General features: G+C 60.7%; 17 protein-coding genes. 10 read left to right on the top strand and 7 right to left on the bottom strand.

The window, feature by feature from the left end; all coding sequences use genetic code 11:
• Window positions 1–47: 47 nt before the first annotated feature.
• Together AC1RQB_RS06285 and csrA are read left to right on the top strand one after the other, a co-directional pair.
• Window positions 48–380, top strand: coding sequence for a YnfA family protein (locus AC1RQB_RS06285; protein WP_063341152.1), 333 nt, complete (start codon window positions 48–50; stop codon window positions 378–380).
• Between the two features lie 153 nt (window positions 381–533).
• Entirely contained in the window at window positions 534–719 is a 186-nt protein-coding gene (gene csrA / locus AC1RQB_RS06280) for a carbon storage regulator CsrA (protein WP_008075152.1), read from the top strand.
• A 5-nt stretch (window positions 720–724) separates the two neighbouring features.
• Here the strand turns inward: csrA and AC1RQB_RS06275 are convergent, their stop codons facing one another.
• The 5 genes from AC1RQB_RS06275 to mnmC all read right to left on the bottom strand — a co-directional run bounded on the left by AC1RQB_RS06275 (window position 725) and on the right by mnmC (window position 8,232).
• Window positions 725–952: a YheU family protein gene (locus AC1RQB_RS06275; RefSeq protein ID WP_003199186.1), complete on the bottom strand. Its 228-nt coding sequence runs from the start codon at window positions 950–952 to the stop codon at window positions 725–727.
• 211 nt (window positions 953–1,163) lie between these two features.
• Window positions 1,164–2,354, bottom strand: a complete 1,191-nt coding sequence (locus AC1RQB_RS06270; protein WP_063341151.1) for an osmoprotectant NAGGN system M42 family peptidase — start codon at window positions 2,352–2,354, stop codon at window positions 1,164–1,166.
• 250 nt (window positions 2,355–2,604) lie between these two features.
• A complete protein-coding gene (ngg, locus tag AC1RQB_RS06265) occupies window positions 2,605–4,350 on the bottom strand; it encodes an N-acetylglutaminylglutamine synthetase (RefSeq protein ID WP_063341150.1) in 1,746 nt (581 codons plus the stop codon).
• Between the two features lie 3 nt (window positions 4,351–4,353).
• A complete protein-coding gene (locus tag AC1RQB_RS06260) occupies window positions 4,354–6,126 on the bottom strand; it encodes an N-acetylglutaminylglutamine amidotransferase (RefSeq protein WP_063341149.1) in 1,773 nt (590 codons plus the stop codon).
• Between the two features lie 123 nt (window positions 6,127–6,249).
• On the bottom strand, window positions 6,250–8,232 hold the full coding sequence (gene mnmC / locus AC1RQB_RS06255; RefSeq protein ID WP_063341148.1) for a bifunctional tRNA (5-methylaminomethyl-2-thiouridine)(34)-methyltransferase MnmC2/FAD-dependent 5-carboxymethylaminomethyl-2-thiouridine(34) oxidoreductase MnmC1: 1,983 nt from the start codon (window positions 8,230–8,232) through the stop codon (window positions 6,250–6,252).
• 323 nt (window positions 8,233–8,555) lie between these two features.
• On the opposite strand from mnmC, the gene pap reads away from it, so the two are divergent.
• Together pap and AC1RQB_RS06245 are read left to right on the top strand one after the other, a co-directional pair.
• Entirely contained in the window at window positions 8,556–10,079 is a 1,524-nt protein-coding gene (gene pap / locus AC1RQB_RS06250; RefSeq protein ID WP_063341147.1) for a polyphosphate:AMP phosphotransferase, read from the top strand.
• Window positions 10,080–10,184: 105 nt separating this feature from the next.
• Window positions 10,185–11,369 (top strand): thiolase family protein, encoded by a 1,185-nt coding sequence (locus AC1RQB_RS06245; protein ID WP_008071575.1) that lies wholly within the window; start codon window positions 10,185–10,187, stop codon window positions 11,367–11,369.
• 194 nt (window positions 11,370–11,563) lie between these two features.
• On the opposite strand, the gene AC1RQB_RS06240 is transcribed toward AC1RQB_RS06245, so the two are convergent.
• Complete coding sequence (locus tag AC1RQB_RS06240; protein ID WP_063341146.1) at window positions 11,564–11,758, bottom strand: DUF6316 family protein; 195 nt, start codon at window positions 11,756–11,758, stop codon at window positions 11,564–11,566.
• A 201-nt stretch (window positions 11,759–11,959) separates the two neighbouring features.
• Between AC1RQB_RS06240 and AC1RQB_RS06235 the strand changes: the two genes are divergently transcribed.
• A complete protein-coding gene (locus AC1RQB_RS06235; RefSeq protein WP_063341145.1) occupies window positions 11,960–12,922 on the top strand; it encodes a DMT family transporter in 963 nt (320 codons plus the stop codon).
• 139 nt (window positions 12,923–13,061) lie between these two features.
• Here the strand turns inward: AC1RQB_RS06235 and AC1RQB_RS06230 are convergent, their stop codons facing one another.
• Entirely contained in the window at window positions 13,062–14,456 is a 1,395-nt protein-coding gene (locus tag AC1RQB_RS06230) for a class II fumarate hydratase (RefSeq protein WP_032830366.1), read from the bottom strand.
• A 192-nt stretch (window positions 14,457–14,648) separates the two neighbouring features.
• Between AC1RQB_RS06230 and AC1RQB_RS06225 the strand changes: the two genes are divergently transcribed.
• From AC1RQB_RS06225 to AC1RQB_RS06205, 5 genes are all read left to right on the top strand, one after another.
• Window positions 14,649–15,170 carry a DUF2059 domain-containing protein gene (locus AC1RQB_RS06225; RefSeq protein WP_008071591.1) on the top strand — a complete coding sequence of 174 codons (522 nt, stop codon included), beginning with the start codon at window positions 14,649–14,651 and terminating at the stop codon, window positions 15,168–15,170.
• Window positions 15,171–15,182: 12 nt separating this feature from the next.
• Window positions 15,183–15,482, top strand: coding sequence for a BolA family protein (locus tag AC1RQB_RS06220; protein ID WP_008005913.1), 300 nt, complete (start codon window positions 15,183–15,185; stop codon window positions 15,480–15,482).
• 286 nt (window positions 15,483–15,768) lie between these two features.
• Window positions 15,769–16,710 carry an oxygen-dependent tRNA uridine(34) hydroxylase TrhO gene (gene trhO, locus AC1RQB_RS06215; protein WP_063341144.1) on the top strand — a complete coding sequence of 314 codons (942 nt, stop codon included), beginning with the start codon at window positions 15,769–15,771 and terminating at the stop codon, window positions 16,708–16,710.
• A 39-nt stretch (window positions 16,711–16,749) separates the two neighbouring features.
• The gene (locus AC1RQB_RS06210; protein ID WP_198537223.1) at window positions 16,750–17,352 is read left to right on the top strand and encodes a DsbA family protein; all 603 of its coding nucleotides are present in this window, start codon (window positions 16,750–16,752) and stop codon (window positions 17,350–17,352) included.
• Complete coding sequence (locus tag AC1RQB_RS06205) at window positions 17,345–19,162, top strand: ABC transporter ATP-binding protein (protein WP_063341142.1); 1,818 nt, start codon at window positions 17,345–17,347, stop codon at window positions 19,160–19,162. Before AC1RQB_RS06210 ends, AC1RQB_RS06205 begins: the two co-directional genes overlap by 8 nt.
• Window positions 19,163–19,270 lie beyond the last annotated feature (108 nt).

The following is a 19,270-nucleotide window of genomic DNA, read 5'->3' as shown; positions in this document are numbered from 1 at the left end:
ACCGTCGTTAGGGTGGCCGCAACCGGTCATCCTCACGAGACATCTGCATGCTCAATTACCTGTGGTTTTTCCTCGCCGCGCTGTTTGAAATCGCTGGCTGCTTTGCCTTCTGGATGTGGTTGCGCCAGGGTAAAAGCGCTTGGTGGATCATCCCGGCGTTGCTCAGCCTGATCTTGTTCGCGGTACTGCTGACCCGGGTCGAAGCGAGCTACGCCGGCCGCGCCTATGCGGCCTATGGTGGCATCTACATCATTGCGTCGATCGGTTGGCTGGCGGTGGTCGAGCGGATTCGTCCGCTGGGCTCGGACTGGATTGGCGTGGCGCTGTGTGTGATCGGGGCGAGCGTCATCCTGTTTGGCCCGCGCTTTTCCGCTTCCTGAAGGATCGGTCCTTCATCTAACCGGTTTGTCGGACACGTCCGTCAGGGCGAAGCCTCCTGGGCTGTAGGGCAAGACTGTTTTGCTGCCGTTGCATTGAAGACCCGCTACGCGCCGGGCATCTTCAAGGGCCGGTAACCCTGAAGGATGAATGCCATGCTTGTACTCAGTCGCGTTGTGGGCGAGTTGATTTCCATTGGTGACAACATTTCCGTGCGGGTTCTCGCCGTCAACGGAAGCAGCGTGCGCTTCGGTGTTGAAGCGCCGCAGCAGGTCAACGTACATCGCGCCGAAGTCTATGAGCGCATCCAGGTTCAACAGGTCAAAGCCAAAGCCCGATAAGGGTCTCAGTCGAACAGGTGCTTGGGCACGTCGTGCTTGAGCATCAACTGGCATTGCTCGCTTTCCGGATCGAAGACGATCAGCGCCTGGCCCTTGGTCAATGCCTGACGAACACGCAACACGCGGGTTTCCAGCGGTGTGTCATCGCCATTGTCCGTGCCGTCGCGGGTCACGAAATCCTCGATCAGGCGGGTCAGCGTGTCGACTTCAAGTTGGTCGTGGGGGATCAGCATAAGGCACCTCGGCTAAACAATGGCGCGATGCTACGGCGGTTATAAACGCATCACCAGTAGGAGCTGCCGAAGGCTGCGATCTTTTGATCTTGATCGTTCCCACGCTCTGCGTGGGAATGCCTCAGGGGACGCTCCGCGTTCCAGCTCTCGAAAGGAACGCGGAGCGTCCCGGGCTGCATTCCCACGCGGAGCGTGGGAACGATCGTCAGGATCAGCTCTCCGAACGCTGCCCAATCAAGCTGTCCACCGACGGCACCCGCGTGTCACTTTCCATCTGCGTCTCGTGTTCGATCTGGTGACTGAACCGGTCCAGGGAGCCCTTGGCCGGTTGTGCATCGCTGGCGAACACCGGCGGGCTGAGGATGTAGGCGCCGAGCAGGCGACTCAGGGCGGCGAGGCTGTCGATGTGGGTGCGTTCATAGCCGTGGGTGGCATCGCAGCCGAAGGCCAGCAGGGCGGTGCGAATGTCGTGGCCGGCCGTAACGGCGGAGTGAGCATCGCTGAAGTAATAGCGGAACAGGTCGCGACGCGCCGGCAGTTCGTTGTCGCTGGCAAGCCGCAACAAGTGGCGCGACAAGTGATAGTCATAAGGCCCGCCGGAATCCTGCATCGCCACACTCACCGCGTGTTCGCTGGAATGCTGGCCGGGCGCGACCGGCGCGATGTCGATGCCGACGAATTCGCTGACGTCCCAAGGCAGGGCCGCCGCTGCACCGCTGCCGGTTTCTTCGGTGATGGTGAACAGTGGATGGCAGTCGATCATCAGTTCTTCGCCACTGTCGACAATGGCTTTCAACGACGCCAGCAGTGCGGCAACGCCGGCCTTGTCGTCGAGGTGACGGGCGCTGATGTGGCCGCTTTCGGTGAACTCCGGCAACGGGTCGAAGGCGACGAAATCGCCGACGCTGATCCCCAGCGAATCGCAATCGGCGCGGGTGGCGCAGTAGGCGTCCAGGCGCAACTCGATGTGATCCCAGCTGATCGGCATTTCATCCACGGCAGTATTGAACGCATGCCCGGAAGCCATCAGCGGCAACACGCTGCCGCGAATTACGCCGTTGTCGGTGAACAGACTGACGCGGCTGCCTTCGGCAAAACGGCTGGACCAGCAACCGACCGGCGCCAGGGTCAGGCGACCGTTGTCCTTGATCGCGCGAACCGCTGCGCCAATGGTGTCCAGGTGGGCTGAGACGGCGCGGTCCGGGCTGTTCTGCTTGCCCTTGAGGGTGGCGCGGATGGTGCCGCGACGGGTCATCTCAAAGGGAATGCCCAACTCTTCGAGACGTTCGGCAACGTAACGCACGATGGTGTCGGTGAACCCGGTGGGGCTGGGAATGGCGAGCATTTCCAGCAGGACTTTTTGCAGGTAATTGAGGTCCGGCTCGGGAATTTTGCGGGTCATGGAAACTCCTGATGACGTGAGGGCTGATCGTTCCCATGCTCCGCGTGGGAATGCAGCCAGGGACGCTCTGCGTCCCAAGTGGACGCGGAGCGTCCGAGGAGTCATTCCCACGCAGAGCGTGGGAACGATCAAGAAGGGTGTGTGATCTGTCAGGGCCCCATCGCGAGCAGGCTCGCTCCCACAGGGGAATGCAGTCAAATGTGGGAGCGAGCCTGCTCGCGATGGCGATGGAACAGGCGACACATCAATGTCAGGCCACCGGCTGACTATGCGCAAACAACAAATCCACAAACCGCTCCGCCGTCGGCTGCGGTTCATGGTTGGCCAGCCCGGCGCGTTCATTGGCTTCGATAAACACGTACTCCGGCTGGTCGGCGGCCGGCACCATCAGGTCGAGCCCGACCATTGGAATATCCAGCGCCCGCGCTGCACGCACCGCCGCATCCACCAAGGTCGGATGCAGAATCGCCGTGACGTCCTCAAGAATGCCGCCGGTGTGTAGATTCGCCGTGCGCCGCACGAACAGATGCTCACCAGCTGGCAGAATGCTGCTGTAGTCGTACCCCGCGGCTTGCAACGTGCGCTGGGTCTCATGGTCCTGCGGGATTTTGCTTTCACCGCTGGTTGCCGCCTGACGGCGACGACTCTGGGCCTCGATCAGCGCACCGATGGAATGCTGACCATCGCCCACCACTTCCGCCGGCCGGCGAATGGCGGCGGCGACCACTTCGAAACCGATCACCAGAATCCGCAAGTCGAGGCCTGCATGGAAGCTTTCCAGCAGTACTCGACTGTCGAAAGTGCGGGCGTTTTCGATGGCTTGCTGGACCTCTTCGAGGGTGCGTAAATCCACCGCCACCCCTTGGCCCTGTTCACCGTTTAGCGGTTTGACCACCACCCGTTGGTGCTCGTCGAGAAACGCCAGATTGTCGTCCGCGCTCCCTGCCAGTTGTTGGGCCGGCAGTTCAAGACCGGCGTTTTTCAGCACCTTGTGGGTCAGGCTTTTGTCCTGGCACAACGTCATGCTGATGGCGCTGGTCAGATCGCTCAGGGATTCGCGGCAACGCACCCGGCGACTGCCGTGAATCAAGGTAAACAGACCCGCTTGCGCGTCATCCACCTGCACCTCAATGCCGCGCCGATGAGCCTCCTCGACGATGATCCGCGCATACGGATTGAACTCGGCTTCGGGGCCGGGGCCGAGAAACAACGGCTGGTTGATGCCGTTTTTGCGCTTGATGGCGAAGGTCGACAAGTTGCGAAAACCGAGCTTGGCGTAAAGACTTTTCGCCTGACGGTTGTTGTGCAGCACAGACAGGTCCAGGTAACTCAGGCCACGGCTCATGAAGTGTTCGATCAAGTGCCGCACCAGCACTTCACCGACGCCTGGGCGCGAACATTGCGGATCGACCGCCAGGCACCACAGGCTGCTGCCATTTTCCGGGTCGTTGAACGCCTTGTGATGATTCAGGCCCATGACGCTGCCGATGATCGCGCCGCTGTCCTCGTCTTCGGCCAGCCAGTAAACCGGGCCGCCCTGGGGATGAGGTGTCAGCAAATTCGCATCAATGGGCAGCATGCCGCGTGCCTGATACAGCTGATTGACAGCCTGCCAGTCCGTCTCGCTTTGCGCCCGACGGATGCGAAAGCCGCGAAACACCCGGGTAGCCTGGCGGTAATCGCTGAACCACAGGCGCAAGGTGTCGGAGGGGTCAAGAAACAGTTGCGCCGGCTCCAGCCCCAACACTTGCTGGGGCGCGGCAACGTATAAGGCGATGTCCCGCTCACCGGGCTGCTCATTGAGCAACTCTTGGGCAAGGCTCGCCGCATCGGGAAAGGTATGGCCGATCAGCAGCCGGCCCCAACCGCAATGCACCGCGATTGGCGCGGCGCCCAATTCACTGCCGTCTTCGGCCAGGCGCGCCTGCAGGCGTTCATAAGAGGGCGTCTGACCGCGCAACAAGCGTTGGCTATAAGCCGTGGCGTGAGGTTTCATCGATCAGATTCCTTGTTCACTGAGCCACAGGTTCAGGGCTGCCAATTGCCACAGCTTGGAGCCGCGCAACGGGGTCAGTTGACCTTGTGGATCGGTCAGCAGGCGGTCGAGCATGGCGGGGTTGAACAGACCACGATCCTGACTCGGATCGAGCAGCAGTTCACGCACCCAGTTCAGCGTGTCACCCTGCAAATGCTTGAGGCCAGGGACCGGGAAGTAACCCTTTTTGCGGTCGATCACTTCACTGGGAATGACCAGCCGCGCCGCTTCTTTCAAGACTTGCTTGCCGCCATCCGGCAGCTTGAATTTGCCCGGCACCCGCGCCGACAATTCCACCAGGCGATAGTCGAGAAAGGGCGTACGCGCTTCCAGGCCCCAGGCCATGGTCATGTTGTCGACCCGCTTGACCGGGTCATCCACCAGCATCACGGTGCTGTCCAGGCGCAGGGCTTTGTCCACGGCTGCCTCGGCACCGGGCCGGGCGAAGTGTTCCTTCACGAAGTCGCCGGCCGCGTCGTTGGCCGTCAGCCATTTCGGCTGCACCGTGGCGGCGTAGTCGGTATAGCTGCGGTCGAAAAACGCATCGCGATAGGCCGCGTACGGATCGCTCGCACCGTCCACCTGCGGATACCAGTGATACCCGGCGAACAACTCGTCCGCGCCCTGGCCGCTTTGCACCACCTTGCAGTGCTTGGCCACTTCGCGAGATAGCAGATAGAACGCGATACAGTCATGGCTGACCATCGGTTCGCTCATGGCGCGGAACGCCGCGGGCAATTGCTCGATGATCTCTTTTTCGTCGATGCGCAATTGGTGATGGTGTGTGCCGTAGTGCTTGGCGATCAGGTCCGAATACTGGAACTCGTCACCACGCTCGCCGCCGGCATCCTGGAAGCCGATGGAAAAGGTCGACAAGTCTTCGACCCCGACTTCGCGCAACAGGCCTACCAACAGACTCGAATCGACGCCACCGGAAAGCAGCACGCCGACGTCCACCGCCGCCCGTTGACGGATCGCCACCGCATCACGGGTGCTGTCGAGCACGCGGTCGCGCCAGTCTTCGAGGGTCAGGTTCAGTTCGTCGGCATTTGGGCCGTAGGGCAGGGTCCACCAGGTTTTCTGCTCGGTGGTGCCGTCCACGTCGATGCGCATCCAACTCGCCGGGGGCAGTTTCTCGATGCCCGCCAGCAAGGTGCGCGGGGCCGGGACCACTGCATGGAAGTTCAGATAATGATTGAGCGCCACCTGATCGAGAATCGGGTTGATGTCGCCACCCTTGAGCAATGCTGGCAGGGCCGAGGCAAAGCGCAGGCGTTGCCCGGTGCGCGAGAGATACAACGGCTTCACGCCGAGACGGTCGCGGGCGATGAACAGGCGCTTGGCATCGCGCTCCCAAATGGCGAAGGCGAACATGCCATTGAGTTTGGGCAACAGGGCTTCGCCCCAGGCGTGATAACCCTTGAGCAGCACTTCGGTGTCGCCGCCGGAATAGAAGGCGTAACCGAGGCTTTCAAGCTCAGTGCGCAGTTCCGGGAAGTTGTAGATCGCGCCGTTGAAGGCCAGGGACAGGCCCAGTTGGTTGTCGATCATCGGCTGTGCCGAGCCGTCCGACAGGTCCATGATTTTCAGGCGCCGATGGCCGAGGGCAATCGGCCCCTGGCTGTGGAAGCCCCACGCATCAGGGCCACGAGGGGCCAGGTGATGGGTGATTCGTTCAATGGCTGCGAGGTCCGCAGGTTGATGGTCGAAACGTAATTCTCCAGCTAATCCGCACATAAGTCCTTACCGGTTTTTCCGTTGGGGAGGGTCAATCGATACCTCGCCAAAAACGGCGGGTACCCGGAAACTGACCCAGCTGGATCCCTGGAGTTTTAGACCGATAAGTTATATGTCGATGGGTCAGGCTTTTCCGCGGATCAATTGGCGTAAGGCAAAACGATTGGGATGGCAGGCTTCGGCGACTGTTTTTGGCAGCGGCAACGGCTCGTTTTCAAGCCATGCCGCCAACAGCTCGCCAGACAACGGCGCGGTGATCAAACCGCGAGAGCCGTGACCGCTGTTGACGTAAAACCCCTCGAGCCATGGGCAGGGAACATCGGGCACTTGCCGGGCATCTTTGCTCAGTGCGGCATAGGCGTCGGCGAAGGCAGCCTGGTTGGCCAACGGTCCGACGATCGGCAGGTAGTCGGGGCTGGTACAGCGGAATGCCGCGCGTCCTTCCAGTTGCTGCGGGTCCAGGTCTGGAACATGCAGACGGGCGACCAGGTCAGTGGAGATTTCTTCGAGCAACGCCAGATTACCGAGGTGTTCGGCGACGGTCGGGGTCAGCTCATCGCTTTTGAAATCGAAGCTGGCGCCGAGAGTGTGTTCACCCAGGCGTGCGGGGGCCACATAGCCTTCGGCGCAGACGACGGTCGCCAGGCTCTGGCTTTCAGGGGTTTGTGCCAGTCGGGTGATCTGGCCGCGAATGCGTTTGAGGGGCAGGTCGGCGCTGTGGGGAAAACGCTTGATCTCGGCGGCGCCGGCCAGAATCACCACCGGCGCGCTGGCCAGCAGTGCATCGCCGTCCCAGGCCTGCCACTGATCATCGACCTTGCGCAGTTCCAGCACGTCGCGATGGGGCAGCCACTGGATGTTCGTTGAGGACGCTTGCCACTGGCACAACGCAGGCGGATGAATCCAGCCGCCTTCAGGGTAGAACAAGCCGCCGTGCGCCAATTCGATGCCGGCCCGGGCCTGGGCCTGGGATTGATCGAGCAGATGCACCAGGCTCGGTGAAAAGGCCGCGGCCAATTGCGCCTGACGCTCGGCTTCCTTGGCATTGAAGGCCAGTTGCAAGACGCCGCAATCGTCCCAGTCGACGCCACGCTGCAGTTGTTCCAGCAGACGTCGGGTGTAACCAAAACCGCTGACGATCAATTGCGACAACGCCGTGCCGTGAGCAGAAAGCTTGAGGTACAGCACGCCCTGAGGGTTGCCCGAGGCTTCCTGCGCCAGTGCTTCGTGGCGGTCCAGCAGGCTCACTTGCCAACCCCGCGCGGCCAGGCTGGCGGCACTGGCGCAACCGGCCAGCCCGGCACCGATCACCAGGGCGCGGCGTTCGCCGGTCAGCGGCTGTGGGCGAGCGAACCATGGTTTTGCCGAGGTCGGTTTAGCGGCCTCTTCGGGCCAACCGAGGAACGTGCCCCGCAAAATTTCCCATTTATGGCCGATGCCCGGCGTGCGCTTCATCTTGAAACCCGCCGCATTCAGCAAACGGCGTACCCAGCCGGTGCTGGTAAAGGTGCTGATGGTCGAGCCGGGTGCCGCCAGGCGAGCCAGTTCGGCAAACAATTCGGCGGTCCACATGTCGGGGTTTTTCGCCGGGGCGAAGCCGTCGAGAAACCAGGCGTCGATTTGCGCATCCAGTTGCGGCAACTGCTCAAGTGCATCGCCGACCAGCAAGGTCAGGGTGACGCGGCCGTTGTCCAGGACCAGGCGCTGAAAGCCTTGATGGATCGCGACGTATTGCGCCAGCAATTGATCGGCAAACGGCTTGAGTTCCGGCCATAGGGCCAGGGCCCGTTGCAGGTCGGCAGCGCTCAACGGGTACTTTTCGACGCTGACAAAATGCAGTCGCGCACCGGCCACCGCGTGCTGTTCGAACAACTGCCAGGCACAGAGAAAATTCAGCCCGGTACCGAACCCGGTTTCGCCAATCACCAATCGACCGCTTGCCGGCAATGCGGCGAAACGCTCGTGCAAATCATTTTGCTGCAGAAACACGTAGCGGGTTTCTTCAAGGCCCGACTGGTCGGAAAAATACACATCATCGAACACCCGCGAACGCGGGCGACCTTGGTCGTCCCAGTCGAGCTGGGCGTGGGGCAATACAGGTTTCATGGCAGGCTCGGCAACGACAAGGTGGCCATTCTAGCCGATCGCCGTGGCCGTGCTTGATCCATGGCAAGTGCCACATTGGCTGTGTCAGGGAAAATCGTCGCTTTTGTGGCGAGGGAGCTTGCTCCCGCTCGGGTGCAAAGCAGCCGCAAGCTGGTTGCCTATGTACCACTGGAGTGCGGGGTTGCCGATGTCGGGACGGCTTCGCCGTCCAGCGGGAGCAAGCTCCCTCGCCACAGGGGTTTGTATCCGCTTCAAAGATTGATTTGTCCTACATATGGGTAGTCAATCCGCTAGTCTTGCTCAATCCTGGAAGGAGCTGCCTTATGTTCGAATCCGCCGAAATCGGTCATGCCATCGACAAAGAAACCTATGACGCCGAAGTGCCGGCCCTGCGTGAGGCTTTGCTCGAAGCGCAGTTCGAACTTCGGCAGCAACGGCGCTTTCCCGTGATCATCTTGATCAACGGCATCGAAGGGGCCGGCAAGGGCGAGACCGTCAAGTTGCTCAACGAATGGATGGACCCGCGCTCGATCGAGGTTCGCACCTTCGACCAGCAGACCGACGAAGAACTGGCGCGACCGCCGGCCTGGCGCTACTGGCGGATGCTCCCGGCCAAGGGCCGCATGGGGATTTTCTTCGGTAACTGGTACAGCCAGATGCTGCAGGGACGGGTTCATGGCTTGTTCAAGGATCCGCGACTCGATCAAAGCATCAATGGGGCCGAGCGGTTAGAGAAGATGCTGTGCGACGAAGGCGCGCTGATCTTCAAGTTCTGGTTTCACCTCTCCAAAAAACAAATGAAAGCGCGGCTCAAGGCGCTGGCCGATGACCCGTTGCACAGTTGGCGCATCAGCCCGCTGGACTGGCAGCAATCGCAGACCTACGACAAATTCGTCAAATACGGCGAACGGGTGCTGCGCCGCACCAGTCGCGACTATGCGCCGTGGCATGTGATTGCAGGCGTGGACGCGAATTATAGAAGCCTGGCGGTCGGCAAGATTCTGCTCGATGGCCTGCAAAGTGCACTGAAAAGACCCAGGATTCACCCGGACAAAGTCAGCGCCGCGCCCTTGTTCCCCAGCGTCGATCAGGTGAATTTGCTCGACAGCCTGGACATGACGCTGAGCCTGGACAAGGACGATTACGAAGAACAACTGATTACCGAACAGGCACGGTTTTCCGGGTTGATGCGCGACAAGCGCATGCGTCGCCACGCGTTGATTGCATTGTTCGAAGGCAATGACGCGGCAGGCAAGGGCGGGGCAATTCGTCGGGTGGCCGCGGCACTCGACCCGCGCCAGTACGACATCGTGCCGATCGCCGCGCCTACCGAGGAAGAACGGGCCCAGCCGTATCTCTGGCGGTTCTGGCGGCATATCCCGGCCCGGGGCAAATTCACTGTGTTCGACCGTTCCTGGTATGGCCGGGTGCTGGTGGAGCGCATCGAAGGCTATTGCAGCAAGGCGGATTGGTTGCGCGCCTACGGTGAGATCAACGACTTCGAAGAGCAGATCGCCGACGCCGGGGTGATCGTGGTCAAGTTCTGGCTGGCCATCGACAAACAGACCCAACTGAAGCGCTTCCAGGAGCGTGAAGAAATCCCCTTCAAGCGTTTCAAGATCACCGAAGACGACTGGCGCAATCGCGACAAGTGGGACGATTACCGCACCGCTGTCGGCGACATGGTCGATCGCACCAGCACTGAGGTATCACCGTGGACCCTGGTGGAAGCCAATGACAAGCGCTGGGCCCGGGTCAAGGTCCTGCGCACCCTTAACGAGGCACTGGAAGAGGCGTTCGAAAAGTCCGACAAACGCGAGAAGAAACAGCGAAATCGCAAGCGCTGAACCGATGGCTACGCATACGCGGGGTGAATGATTGTCGCGGTCAGTCATAGGGTGGACTTATGCTCGGTCCAACTCCTGACTGACAACAACAATGAGGTGTATGCCATGCGTGAAGTGGTGATCGTCGACAGCGTACGGACCGGCCTGGCCAAATCCTTTCGTGGCAAGTTCAACATGACCCGCCCGGACGACATGGCGGCCCACTGTGTCAATGCGCTGCTCACGCGCAATGACGTCGACCCGGCCAGCGTCGAGGATTGCATCGTCGGCGCCGGCTCCAACGAAGGCGCCCAGGGCTTCAACATCGGCCGTAACGTCGCGGTGCTATCGCACCTGGGCATCGGCACGGCTGGCATGACCCTTAACCGCTTCTGTTCATCGGGCTTGCAGGCCATCGCCATTGCCGCCAATCAGATCGCTTCGGGCTGCAGCGACATCATTGTCGCTGGTGGCGTCGAGTCGATCAGCCTGACCATGAAAAGCGTCAACACCGACAACCTGATCAACCCGCTGCTGAAAGAGCAGGTACCGGGCATCTATTTCCCCATGGGCCAGACCGCCGAAATCGTCGCGCGTCGTTACGACGTCAGCCGCCAAGAGCAGGATGTGTACGCCCTGCAAAGCCAGCAACGTACCGCCCTGGCGCAGGCCGCCGGGTTGTTCAACGATGAGATCGTGCCGATGGCGGTGAAGTATCGCGTTGAAGACAAGGCCACTGGCCAGGTGCAGATTCTCGACGGCATCGTCGATCACGATGACTGCAACCGCCCGGACACCACGCTGCAAAGCCTGGCCGGGTTGAAACCGGTGTTTGCCGAGGACGGCTCGGTGACCGCCGGCAACTCGTCGCAGCTGTCTGACGGCGCTTCGATGACCCTGGTGATGAGCCTGGAAAAAGCCCTGGCGCTGGGGCTCAAGCCCAAAGCCTTCTTCCGCGGTTTTGCCGTGGCCGGGTGTCAGCCAGACGAAATGGGCATCGGCCCGGTGTTCTCGGTGCCGAAGTTGCTCAAGGCGAAGGGATTGCAGGTTGCCGACATTGATCTGTGGGAACTCAACGAAGCGTTCGCCTCGCAATGCCTGTACAGCCGCAATCGGCTGGAAATCGACAACGACAAATACAACGTCAACGGCGGCTCGATTGCCATCGGCCATCCATTCGGCATGACCGGTTCGCGTCAGGTCGGGCACATCGTGCGTGAATTGCAGCGGCGTAACCTGCGTTACGGCATCGTCACCATGTGCGTGGGGGGCGGGATGGGGGCTACAGGGTTGTTTGAAGCGGTGCGTTAAGTACGTGTTGCATTGCTATCGCGGGCGAGCCCGCTCCCACAGTATTTAGTGGCGATCACAAATACGGCGAACGCCACAAACCCTGTGGGATCGGGCTTGCCCGCTGCTCCCACAGTAATTAGTGGCGATCACAAATATTGCGAACGCCACAAACCCTGTGGGAGCGGGCTTGCCCGCGATGCAGGCGATGCGACTTACGAGTTCATCCGCAAAAACTGCATCCGCTCGATATAAGCCTGAATCTCTTTCTCGGCCGTCGCCGCATCATCGAACGGCCCCTCCAGCGTCTGTTCCCGCGTGGTGAAATACAGCTCTCCATTCACACGACACAACCGGTCACAACGAAAGTGGGTGGCGGGGGCGTTGTCTTGGGCGCGCATGCCGTACATGGGCGATCTCCTGCGGGTGACGGTTTCAATGAGCTTATGCATGAACCACTTGCCACGCCTGGCCAGCTGATCGACGGCATATCGTCAACTTTATGGTGCGACCTGCACAGTTTCATTCGCGGCCCGTCGGCAACTGTCCCTGTGTCGCGCTCCCGTCTGAGCCTAGAATGACCGTTTTCGCCAATCGGCTTCGGGGTCAGCATGCATATTTCATCGGGTCGCTGGGTTTATGGTTTGTGCCTGGCCTTGCTGACCGCGTTGCTGTGGGGAATCCTGCCGATCAAGCTCAAGCAAGTGCTGCTGGTGATGGACCCGGTGACGGTGACCTGGTTTCGCTTGCTGGTGTCCGGTGGCTGCCTGTTCATTTATCTGGCAGCGACCAAACGCCTGCCGAGTCGCAAAGTCCTCGGCCCGCGCGGTGGCTGGCTGGTGTTGATGGCGGTACTCGGACTGGTCGGCAACTACGTGCTGTACCTAATGGGCCTGAACCTGCTCAGCCCCGGCACCGCGCAGCTGGTGGTGCAAATGGGCCCGATCATGTTGCTGATCGCCAGTCTGTTCGTGTTCAAGGAACGGTTTAGCGTGGGGCAGGGGATTGGCCTGTTGGTGCTGCTGATCGGCTTTGCATTGTTCTTCAATCAGCGTTTGAGTGAACTGCTGACTTCCCTGACCGATTACACCGCGGGTGTGCTGATGGTGCTGTTGGCGTCCACGGTCTGGACCTTCTATGCCTTGGGCCAGAAGCAGTTGCTCACGGTGTGGAACTCGTTGCAGGTGATGATGGTGATTTACCTGTTTTGTGCGCTGTTGCTGACGCCATGGGTGCATCCGCTGGAGGCGCTGCAATTGAGCCCGCTGCAAGGCTGGCTGCTGCTGGCGTGCTGTTTGAACACCCTGATCGCTTATGGCGCCTTCGCCGAAGCCCTGGCCCATTGGGAAGCTTCGCGGGTCAGCGCAACGCTGGCGATCACGCCGCTGGTGACCTTTGCCGCCGTGGCCGTGGCCGCGTGGTTATGGCCTGAGTATGTGCATGCCGAGCAGATCAACGGCCTGGGTTATGGCGGGGCGGTGTTGGTGGTGCTCGGGTCGGCGCTGGTGGCGTTGGGGCCATCGTTGATGGCGGGGCTCAGGGCGCGGCGGGTGCGGATGGCAGTCACACGGTAGACCGCGTTATCGTTCATCGCGGGCAAGCCACGCTCCCACAGGTTTTGTGTCGATCACAAATATTCAGGATCGACACAAAACTGTGGGAGCGTGGCTTGCCCGCGATGACTGACTGTCAGGCACTGAATCACTTTCAGATTCACCCCTGCTTGCCAGCCTCCAACATATCCTCCGGCCTCACCCACGCATCAAACTCTTCATTGGTCAGATAGCCCAGCTGCAACGCCGCCTCACGCAGGGTCAGCCCCTCGCTGTAAGCCTTCTTGGCAATCTCCGCCGACTTGTCGTAGCCGATATGCGGGTTCAGTGCCGTCACCAGCATCAAGCCTTGTTCCAGGTGCTCGGCCATTTTCTCGGCATCCGGTTCCAGCCCGGCGATGCAATGCCGCTGGAAGTTACTGCAGCCATCGCCCAGCAAGCGGATCGATTGCAGCAGGTTGTGGATGATCACCGGTTTGAACACGTTCAATTGCAGATGGCCCTGACTGGCGGCAAAACCGATGGCAACGTCATTGCCCAATACCTGACAGGCCAGCATCGACAGGGCTTCGCACTGAGTCGGGTTGACCTTGCCGGGCATGATCGAACTGCCCGGCTCATTGGCCGGCAGTTTCACTTCGGCCAACCCCGCTCGCGGCCCGGAGCCCAGCAGGCGCAGGTCGTTGGCGATTTTCATCAGGGTCACGGCAAGGGTCTTCAGGGCGCCGGAAAGGGTGACCAGCGGCTCGTGGCCGGCCAATGCGGCAAATTTATTGGGGGCCGTAACGAACGGCAGGCCGGAGAGGGCGGCCAGTTCAGCAGCGATCGCTTCGCCAAAACCGTGGGGCGAGTTCAATCCGGTGCCGACCGCAGTGCCGCCCTGAGCCAGTTCACAGACCGCCGGCAGCGCGCTTCGGATCGCCCGCTCGGCGTAATCCAGTTGCGCGATGAACGCCGAGAGTTCCTGGCCGAAGGTAATCGGCGTGGCGTCCATCATATGGGTACGACCGGTCTTGACCAGTTTCATGTGCCGCGCGGACAACTCCGCCAACCCGCCCGACAATTCGCTGATCGCCGGCAGCAAATGCTGCTGCACCGCCTGAGCCGTCGCGATGTGCATGGCCGTGGGGAAGCAATCGTTGGAACTCTGGGAACGGTTGACGTGATCGTTGGGATGCACCGGCGTCTTGCCGCCGCGCGGGTTGCCGGCCAGTTCGTTGGCGCGACCGGCGATCACTTCGTTGACGTTCATGTTGCTCTGGGTACCGCTGCCGGTCTGCCAGACCACCAGCGGGAACTGCTCGTCGTGGTCGCCGTCGAGCACTTCGTCGGCGGCCTGTTCGATCAGCCGGGCGATGTCGGCGGGCAGGTCACCGTTGCGATCGTTGACGCGCGCCGCGGCTTTCTTGATCAGGGCCAGGGCGTGCAGCACCGCCAGCGGCATGCGCTCGTTGCCGATGGCGAAGTTGATCAGCGAGCGTTGCGTCTGAGCGCCCCAGTAAGCGTCATCCGGGACTTCTACCTGGCCCAGGCTGTCGGTTTCGATACGGCTCATCATGCACACTCCTGTAGGTCTGATAGCGCAGTTTAGGCCGTGATCGCCGGCCGTGGTTCCATCAGTCTGGAATTTGACCGTTCAACCCCTCTAAATCAGGCGCGACAAGGCTTGGGGTTGAGTGACACACTTTTTTAGGTGCAGAATGGACGCCCTTGAGGTTTTGCCTCGCCTGCTAGAAAAGGAAACTCGATGACTCGTCTTCGTGCCATCTGTACCGCGGTTGCACTGGTTTGCGCCAGCGGCCAGGTTTTTGCCGATACCGCCAGCCACAACGCCAGTGCCGAAGCTTTCCTGACCCTGGCGCACGCTGACAAATTGGGCACTCCGGTGTACATGCAAGTGCAGCAAATGTTCGCTCAGCGCTTTGAACAGACCAAAGCCCCTGAGTCGAAAAAAGCCCTGCTGGAAACCTATCAAGCCAAGGCCAACGCCGCTCTGGACGCAGCCATTGGCTGGAACAAGCTGAAGCCGGACATGGTCAAGCTTTACACCACCAATTTCAGCGAATCCGAGCTCAAGGATCTGGTTGCGTTCTACCAGTCTCCATTGGGCAAGAAAGTCCTGGAAAAAATGCCGCAGCTGACTCAGCAATCGGCCCAGATGACCCAGGCCAAGCTGGAAAGCGCGGTGCCTGTGGTCAACAAACTGCTGGCTGACATGACGGCCGAGCTGGAGCCTAAAGGCGCCGCTCCTGCCAAGAAAAAGCCTTAAGCGGAGTTCGGGATGACCATGCAACAACGCATCGAATCAACGCTCGGGCTGTTACAGCCCGAGCACCTGCAAGTGCTGGATGAAAGCCACATGCACAGCCGTGGGTTGCAGACCCACTTCAAAGCCGTGGTGGTCAGCCAGCAGTTTGAAGGCCTCAATCGCGTCAAGCGTCACCAGAAGGTGTACGGCACTTTGGGCGAACTGATGGGCGAGTTCCATGCGTTGGCGCTGCACACCTACACACCGCAAGAATGGGCACAGATCGACGCGGCCCCGGCTTCGCCGACCTGTGCTGGCGGTAGCAAACATTAATGTGACGGGCTGACGGGCTGAAGGGCTGTTGTGGCGAGGGAGCTTGCTCCCGCTGGACTGCGAAGCAGTCCTAAAACCTGCAACAGCGTCCTGTCTGAAAGAGTGCAGTCGCCAGCATTACGACTGCTTCGCAGCCGAGCGGGAGCAAGCTCCCTCGCCACAAAGGCATCTCGCAGTCCTAAAGCCACACGGTTTTTGCTAGAATCCGCAACGCGCCGCTCACCCGGCGCGTTTTTTTTCGCATCCGGTTCACCCCTTACGAGGGTAGCCACCTGGAGAATTACCCATGACACAACAGATTGTCGTGGCGGCACTGTATAAGTTCGTCACCCTGGAAGATTACGTCGCCCTGCGCGAGCCGCTGCTGCAAGCGATGGTCGACAACGGCATCAAAGGCACGCTGCTGATCGCCGAAGAAGGCATCAACGGCACCGTGTCCGGCAGCCGCGAAGGCATTGACGGGCTGATGGCCTGGCTCAAGAACGACCCGCGCATGGACGACATCGACCACAAAGAGTCGTACTGCGACGAGCAGCCGTTCTACCGCACCAAAGTCAAACTCAAGAAAGAAATCGTCACCTTGGGCGTTGAAGGCGTGGACCCGAACAAAAAGGTCGGCACCTATGTGGATCCGCAAAACTGGAATGCGCTGATCAGTGATCCCGAAGTGCTGCTGATCGACACCCGCAACGATTACGAAGTCTCGATTGGCACCTTCGAAGGCGCCATCGATCCGAAGACCACCAGTTTTCGCGAATTCCCCGACTACATCAAAGCCCATTTCGACCCGGCCGTGCACAAGAAAGTCGCGATGTTCTGCACCGGCGGCATTCGCTGCGAAAAGGCGTCGAGCTACATGCTCAGCCAGGGTTTCGATGAGGTCTATCACCTCAAGGGCGGCATTCTGAAGTACCTCGAAGAGGTGCCGCAGGAAGAAACCAAATGGCAGGGCGACTGCTTCGTGTTCGATAACCGCGTGACCGTGCGCCACGACCTCAGCGAAGGCGACTACGATCAATGTCATGCCTGTCGTACGCCTGTCAGCGTCGAAGACCGCGCGTCCGAGCACTATGTGGCCGGCATCAGTTGCCCGCATTGCTGGGATAAGCTGAGCGAGAAAACCCGTCGCAGTGCCATCGACCGGCAGAAGCAGATCGAACTGGCCAAGGCGCGCAACCTGCCGCACCCGATTGGTTACAACTACAAGCAAACTCCTTCCGAGGCTTGAACCATGTCCGCACGTCGCCTGCTCTATGTGATGGATCCGATGTGTTCCTGGTGCTGGGGCTTTGCGCCAGTGGCCAATGCGCTGGTCGAGCAGGCGCAGGTGGCGGGGGTAGACGTGCATTTGGTCGTCGGCGGTTTGCGCACCGGCAGCGGCTCGGCGCTGGAGCCGACTACCCGGCGCTATATCCTTGAGCACTGGCAGGCGGTCCACGAGGCTACTGGCCAACCGTTCAAGTTTGAAGGCGCGCTGCCCGACGGGTTTGTCTACGACACCGAGCCTGCCTGTCGGGCGCTGGTGACGGCGCGCAGTCTGGCACCGGATTGCGCCTGGAAACTGCTCGGGCTGATCCAGCATGCGTTCTATGCCGAGGGGCGTGATGTCACCCGCGCCAGCGTGTTGGTGGAGCTGGCGGAGCAGGCCGGTTTGCCGCGCATCGAGTTCGCCGCCGCGTTCGACCGTGCCGATCAGCACGCCGCCACCGCTGCCGATTTCACCTGGGTTCAGGACCTGGGCATTGCCGGTTTCCCGACCTTGCTGGCAGAGCGTAATGGTCAGTTGGCGTTGCTGACCAATGGGTATCAGCCTCTGAGTGTGTTGTCACCGTTGCTCGGCCGCTGGCTGGAGCGCGCTGCCTGTGCATGATCTGCCCGACGACGTTCCAGCCCCTGCACGTGTCGACCGTCTGAGCTGGGCAGAAATCCGTCGCCTGGCCCTTCACCATAAAAAATCCCTGTGGATCGCCAACGGCGTCGCGGTATTGGCAACGCTGTGCAGCGTGCCGATCCCCTTGCTGTTGCCGTTGCTGGTGGATGAAGTGCTGCTGGGCCACGGCGACGCCGCGCTGAAAATCATGAACCACGCGCTGCCCGACGTCTGGCAGAAAGCTGCGGGTTACATTGGCCTGATGCTGCTGGTGACCCTGGCATTGCGCTGTGCCGCGTTGTTGTTCAACGTGGTGCAGGCGAAATTGTTTGCGGCGTTGGCCAAGGACATCGTGTATCGGATTCGGGTGCGGCTGATCGAGCGACTCAAATGCATCTCGCTGGGCGAATACGAAAGCCTGGGCAGCGGCACGGTGACTACGCACCTGGTCACCGACCTGGACACAGTGGACAAATTCGTCGGCGAAACCCTCAGTCGTTTCCTTGTGGCCATGCTGACGCTGGTGGGCACCGCCTCGATCCTGATGTGGATGCACTGGAAACTCGCGCTGCTGATCCTGCTGTTCAACCCGCTGGTGATCTATGCCACGGTGCAGTTGGGCAAGCGGGTCAAACACCTGAAGAAACTCGAGAACGACAGCACCTCGCGCTTCACCCAGGCCTTGACCGAAACCCTGGATGCCATCCAGGAAGTGCGCGCCGGTAATCGTCAGGGCTTTTTCCTCGGACGGCTGGGCCAGCGAGCGCGTGAAGTGCGCGATTACGCGGTCAGCTCGCAGTGGAAAACCGATGCATCGAACCGCGCCAGCGGCTTGCTGTTCCAGTTCGGCATCGATATTTTTCGCGCCGCGGCCATGCTCACCGTGCTGTTTTCCGACCTGTCCATCGGCCAGATGCTGGCCGTGTTCAGCTACCTGTGGTTCATGATCGGTCCGGTGGAACAACTGCTCAACCTGCAATACGCCTTTTACGCCGCTGGCGGTGCGCTGTCGCGCATCAACGAGTTGCTGGCCCGTGCTGATGAGCCGCAATACAACGGCAGTGTCGACCCGTTTCAGGGGCGCGACACGGTAGGCATCGAAGTTCAGGGATTGAGTTTCGGCTACGGCGACGAGTTGGTGCTGAACCAAATGAACCTGTCGATTGCCCCCGGTGAAAAAGTCGCGATTGTCGGTGCCAGCGGCGGTGGTAAAAGCACCTTGGTGCAGTTGCTGCTGGGCTTGTACACACCGCTGGCCGGCACCATCCGTTTCGGTGGTTCGACTCAGGAAGAGATTGGCCTGGAAACCGTGCGTGAAAATGTCGCCGTGGTCTTGCAGCACCCGGCACTGTTCAACGACACCGTGCGCGCCAACCTGACCATGGGCCGCGAACGCAGCGATGAAGCCTGCTGGCAGGCATTGGAAATTGCTCAGTTGCACAATACGGTGCGTGAATTGCCCAATGGCCTGGACAGTATTGTCGGGCGCTCCGGTGTGCGTTTATCCGGCGGGCAGCGTCAACGCCTGGCGATTGCGCGGATGGTGTTGGCCGAACCCAAAGTGGTAATCCTCGACGAGGCCACGTCCGCCCTGGACGCGGCCACCGAATACAACCTGCACCAGGCGCTGGCGCGGTTCTTGAGTCACCGCACCACGCTGATCATTGCGCACCGGTTGTCGGCCGTGAAGCAGGCTGACCGAGTGCTGGTGTTCGACGGTGGTCAGGTTGCCGAGGATGGCGACCATCAGCAGCTGATTGCCGATGGTGGTTTGTACGCCAAGCTTTATGGGCATTTACAGCAGCACTAGATTAATGCCACAGGACGTTCAGGGTATTTTCCCCGGCAAGGATTAGCACGTGAAGACGAGCAGCCCTGAATCGCCGGGACTGTGCTGCTGTTGAGCATGAGCTTCCCC

The organism is Pseudomonas sp. GW822-FHT02E03 (assembly GCF_058802325.1).
Note: the sequence above shows the minus strand (reverse complement) of the source record. Positions and strands in the feature narration are given on the sequence as shown.

Bases quoted from the DNA above. Each gene is read 5' to 3' on its own strand.
- AC1RQB_RS06245 (WP_008071575.1), top strand. From the start codon at position 10,185: ATGCGTGAAGTGGTGATCGTCGACAGCGTACGGACCGGCCTGGCCAAA.
- AC1RQB_RS06230 (WP_032830366.1), bottom strand. From the start codon at position 14,456: ATGAGCCGTATCGAAACCGACAGCCTGGGCCAGGTAGAAGTCCCGGAT.
- pap (WP_063341147.1), top strand. From the start codon at position 8,556: ATGTTCGAATCCGCCGAAATCGGTCATGCCATCGACAAAGAAACCTAT.
- AC1RQB_RS06260 (WP_063341149.1), bottom strand. From the start codon at position 6,126: ATGTGCGGATTAGCTGGAGAATTACGTTTCGACCATCAACCTGCGGAC.
- ngg (WP_063341150.1), bottom strand. From the start codon at position 4,350: ATGAAACCTCACGCCACGGCTTATAGCCAACGCTTGTTGCGCGGTCAG.
- AC1RQB_RS06270 (WP_063341151.1), bottom strand. From the start codon at position 2,354: ATGACCCGCAAAATTCCCGAGCCGGACCTCAATTACCTGCAAAAAGTC.
- csrA (WP_008075152.1), top strand. From the start codon at position 534: ATGCTTGTACTCAGTCGCGTTGTGGGCGAGTTGATTTCCATTGGTGAC.
- AC1RQB_RS06240 (WP_063341146.1), bottom strand. From the start codon at position 11,758: ATGTACGGCATGCGCGCCCAAGACAACGCCCCCGCCACCCACTTTCGT.
- AC1RQB_RS06225 (WP_008071591.1), top strand. From the start codon at position 14,649: ATGACTCGTCTTCGTGCCATCTGTACCGCGGTTGCACTGGTTTGCGCC.
- AC1RQB_RS06275 (WP_003199186.1), bottom strand. From the start codon at position 952: ATGCTGATCCCCCACGACCAACTTGAAGTCGACACGCTGACCCGCCTG.
- AC1RQB_RS06210 (WP_198537223.1), top strand. From the start codon at position 16,750: ATGTGTTCCTGGTGCTGGGGCTTTGCGCCAGTGGCCAATGCGCTGGTC.
- AC1RQB_RS06220 (WP_008005913.1), top strand. From the start codon at position 15,183: ATGACCATGCAACAACGCATCGAATCAACGCTCGGGCTGTTACAGCCC.
- AC1RQB_RS06285 (WP_063341152.1), top strand. From the start codon at position 48: ATGCTCAATTACCTGTGGTTTTTCCTCGCCGCGCTGTTTGAAATCGCT.
- trhO (WP_063341144.1), top strand. From the start codon at position 15,769: ATGACACAACAGATTGTCGTGGCGGCACTGTATAAGTTCGTCACCCTG.
- mnmC (WP_063341148.1), bottom strand. From the start codon at position 8,232: ATGAAACCTGTATTGCCCCACGCCCAGCTCGACTGGGACGACCAAGGT.
- AC1RQB_RS06235 (WP_063341145.1), top strand. From the start codon at position 11,960: ATGCATATTTCATCGGGTCGCTGGGTTTATGGTTTGTGCCTGGCCTTG.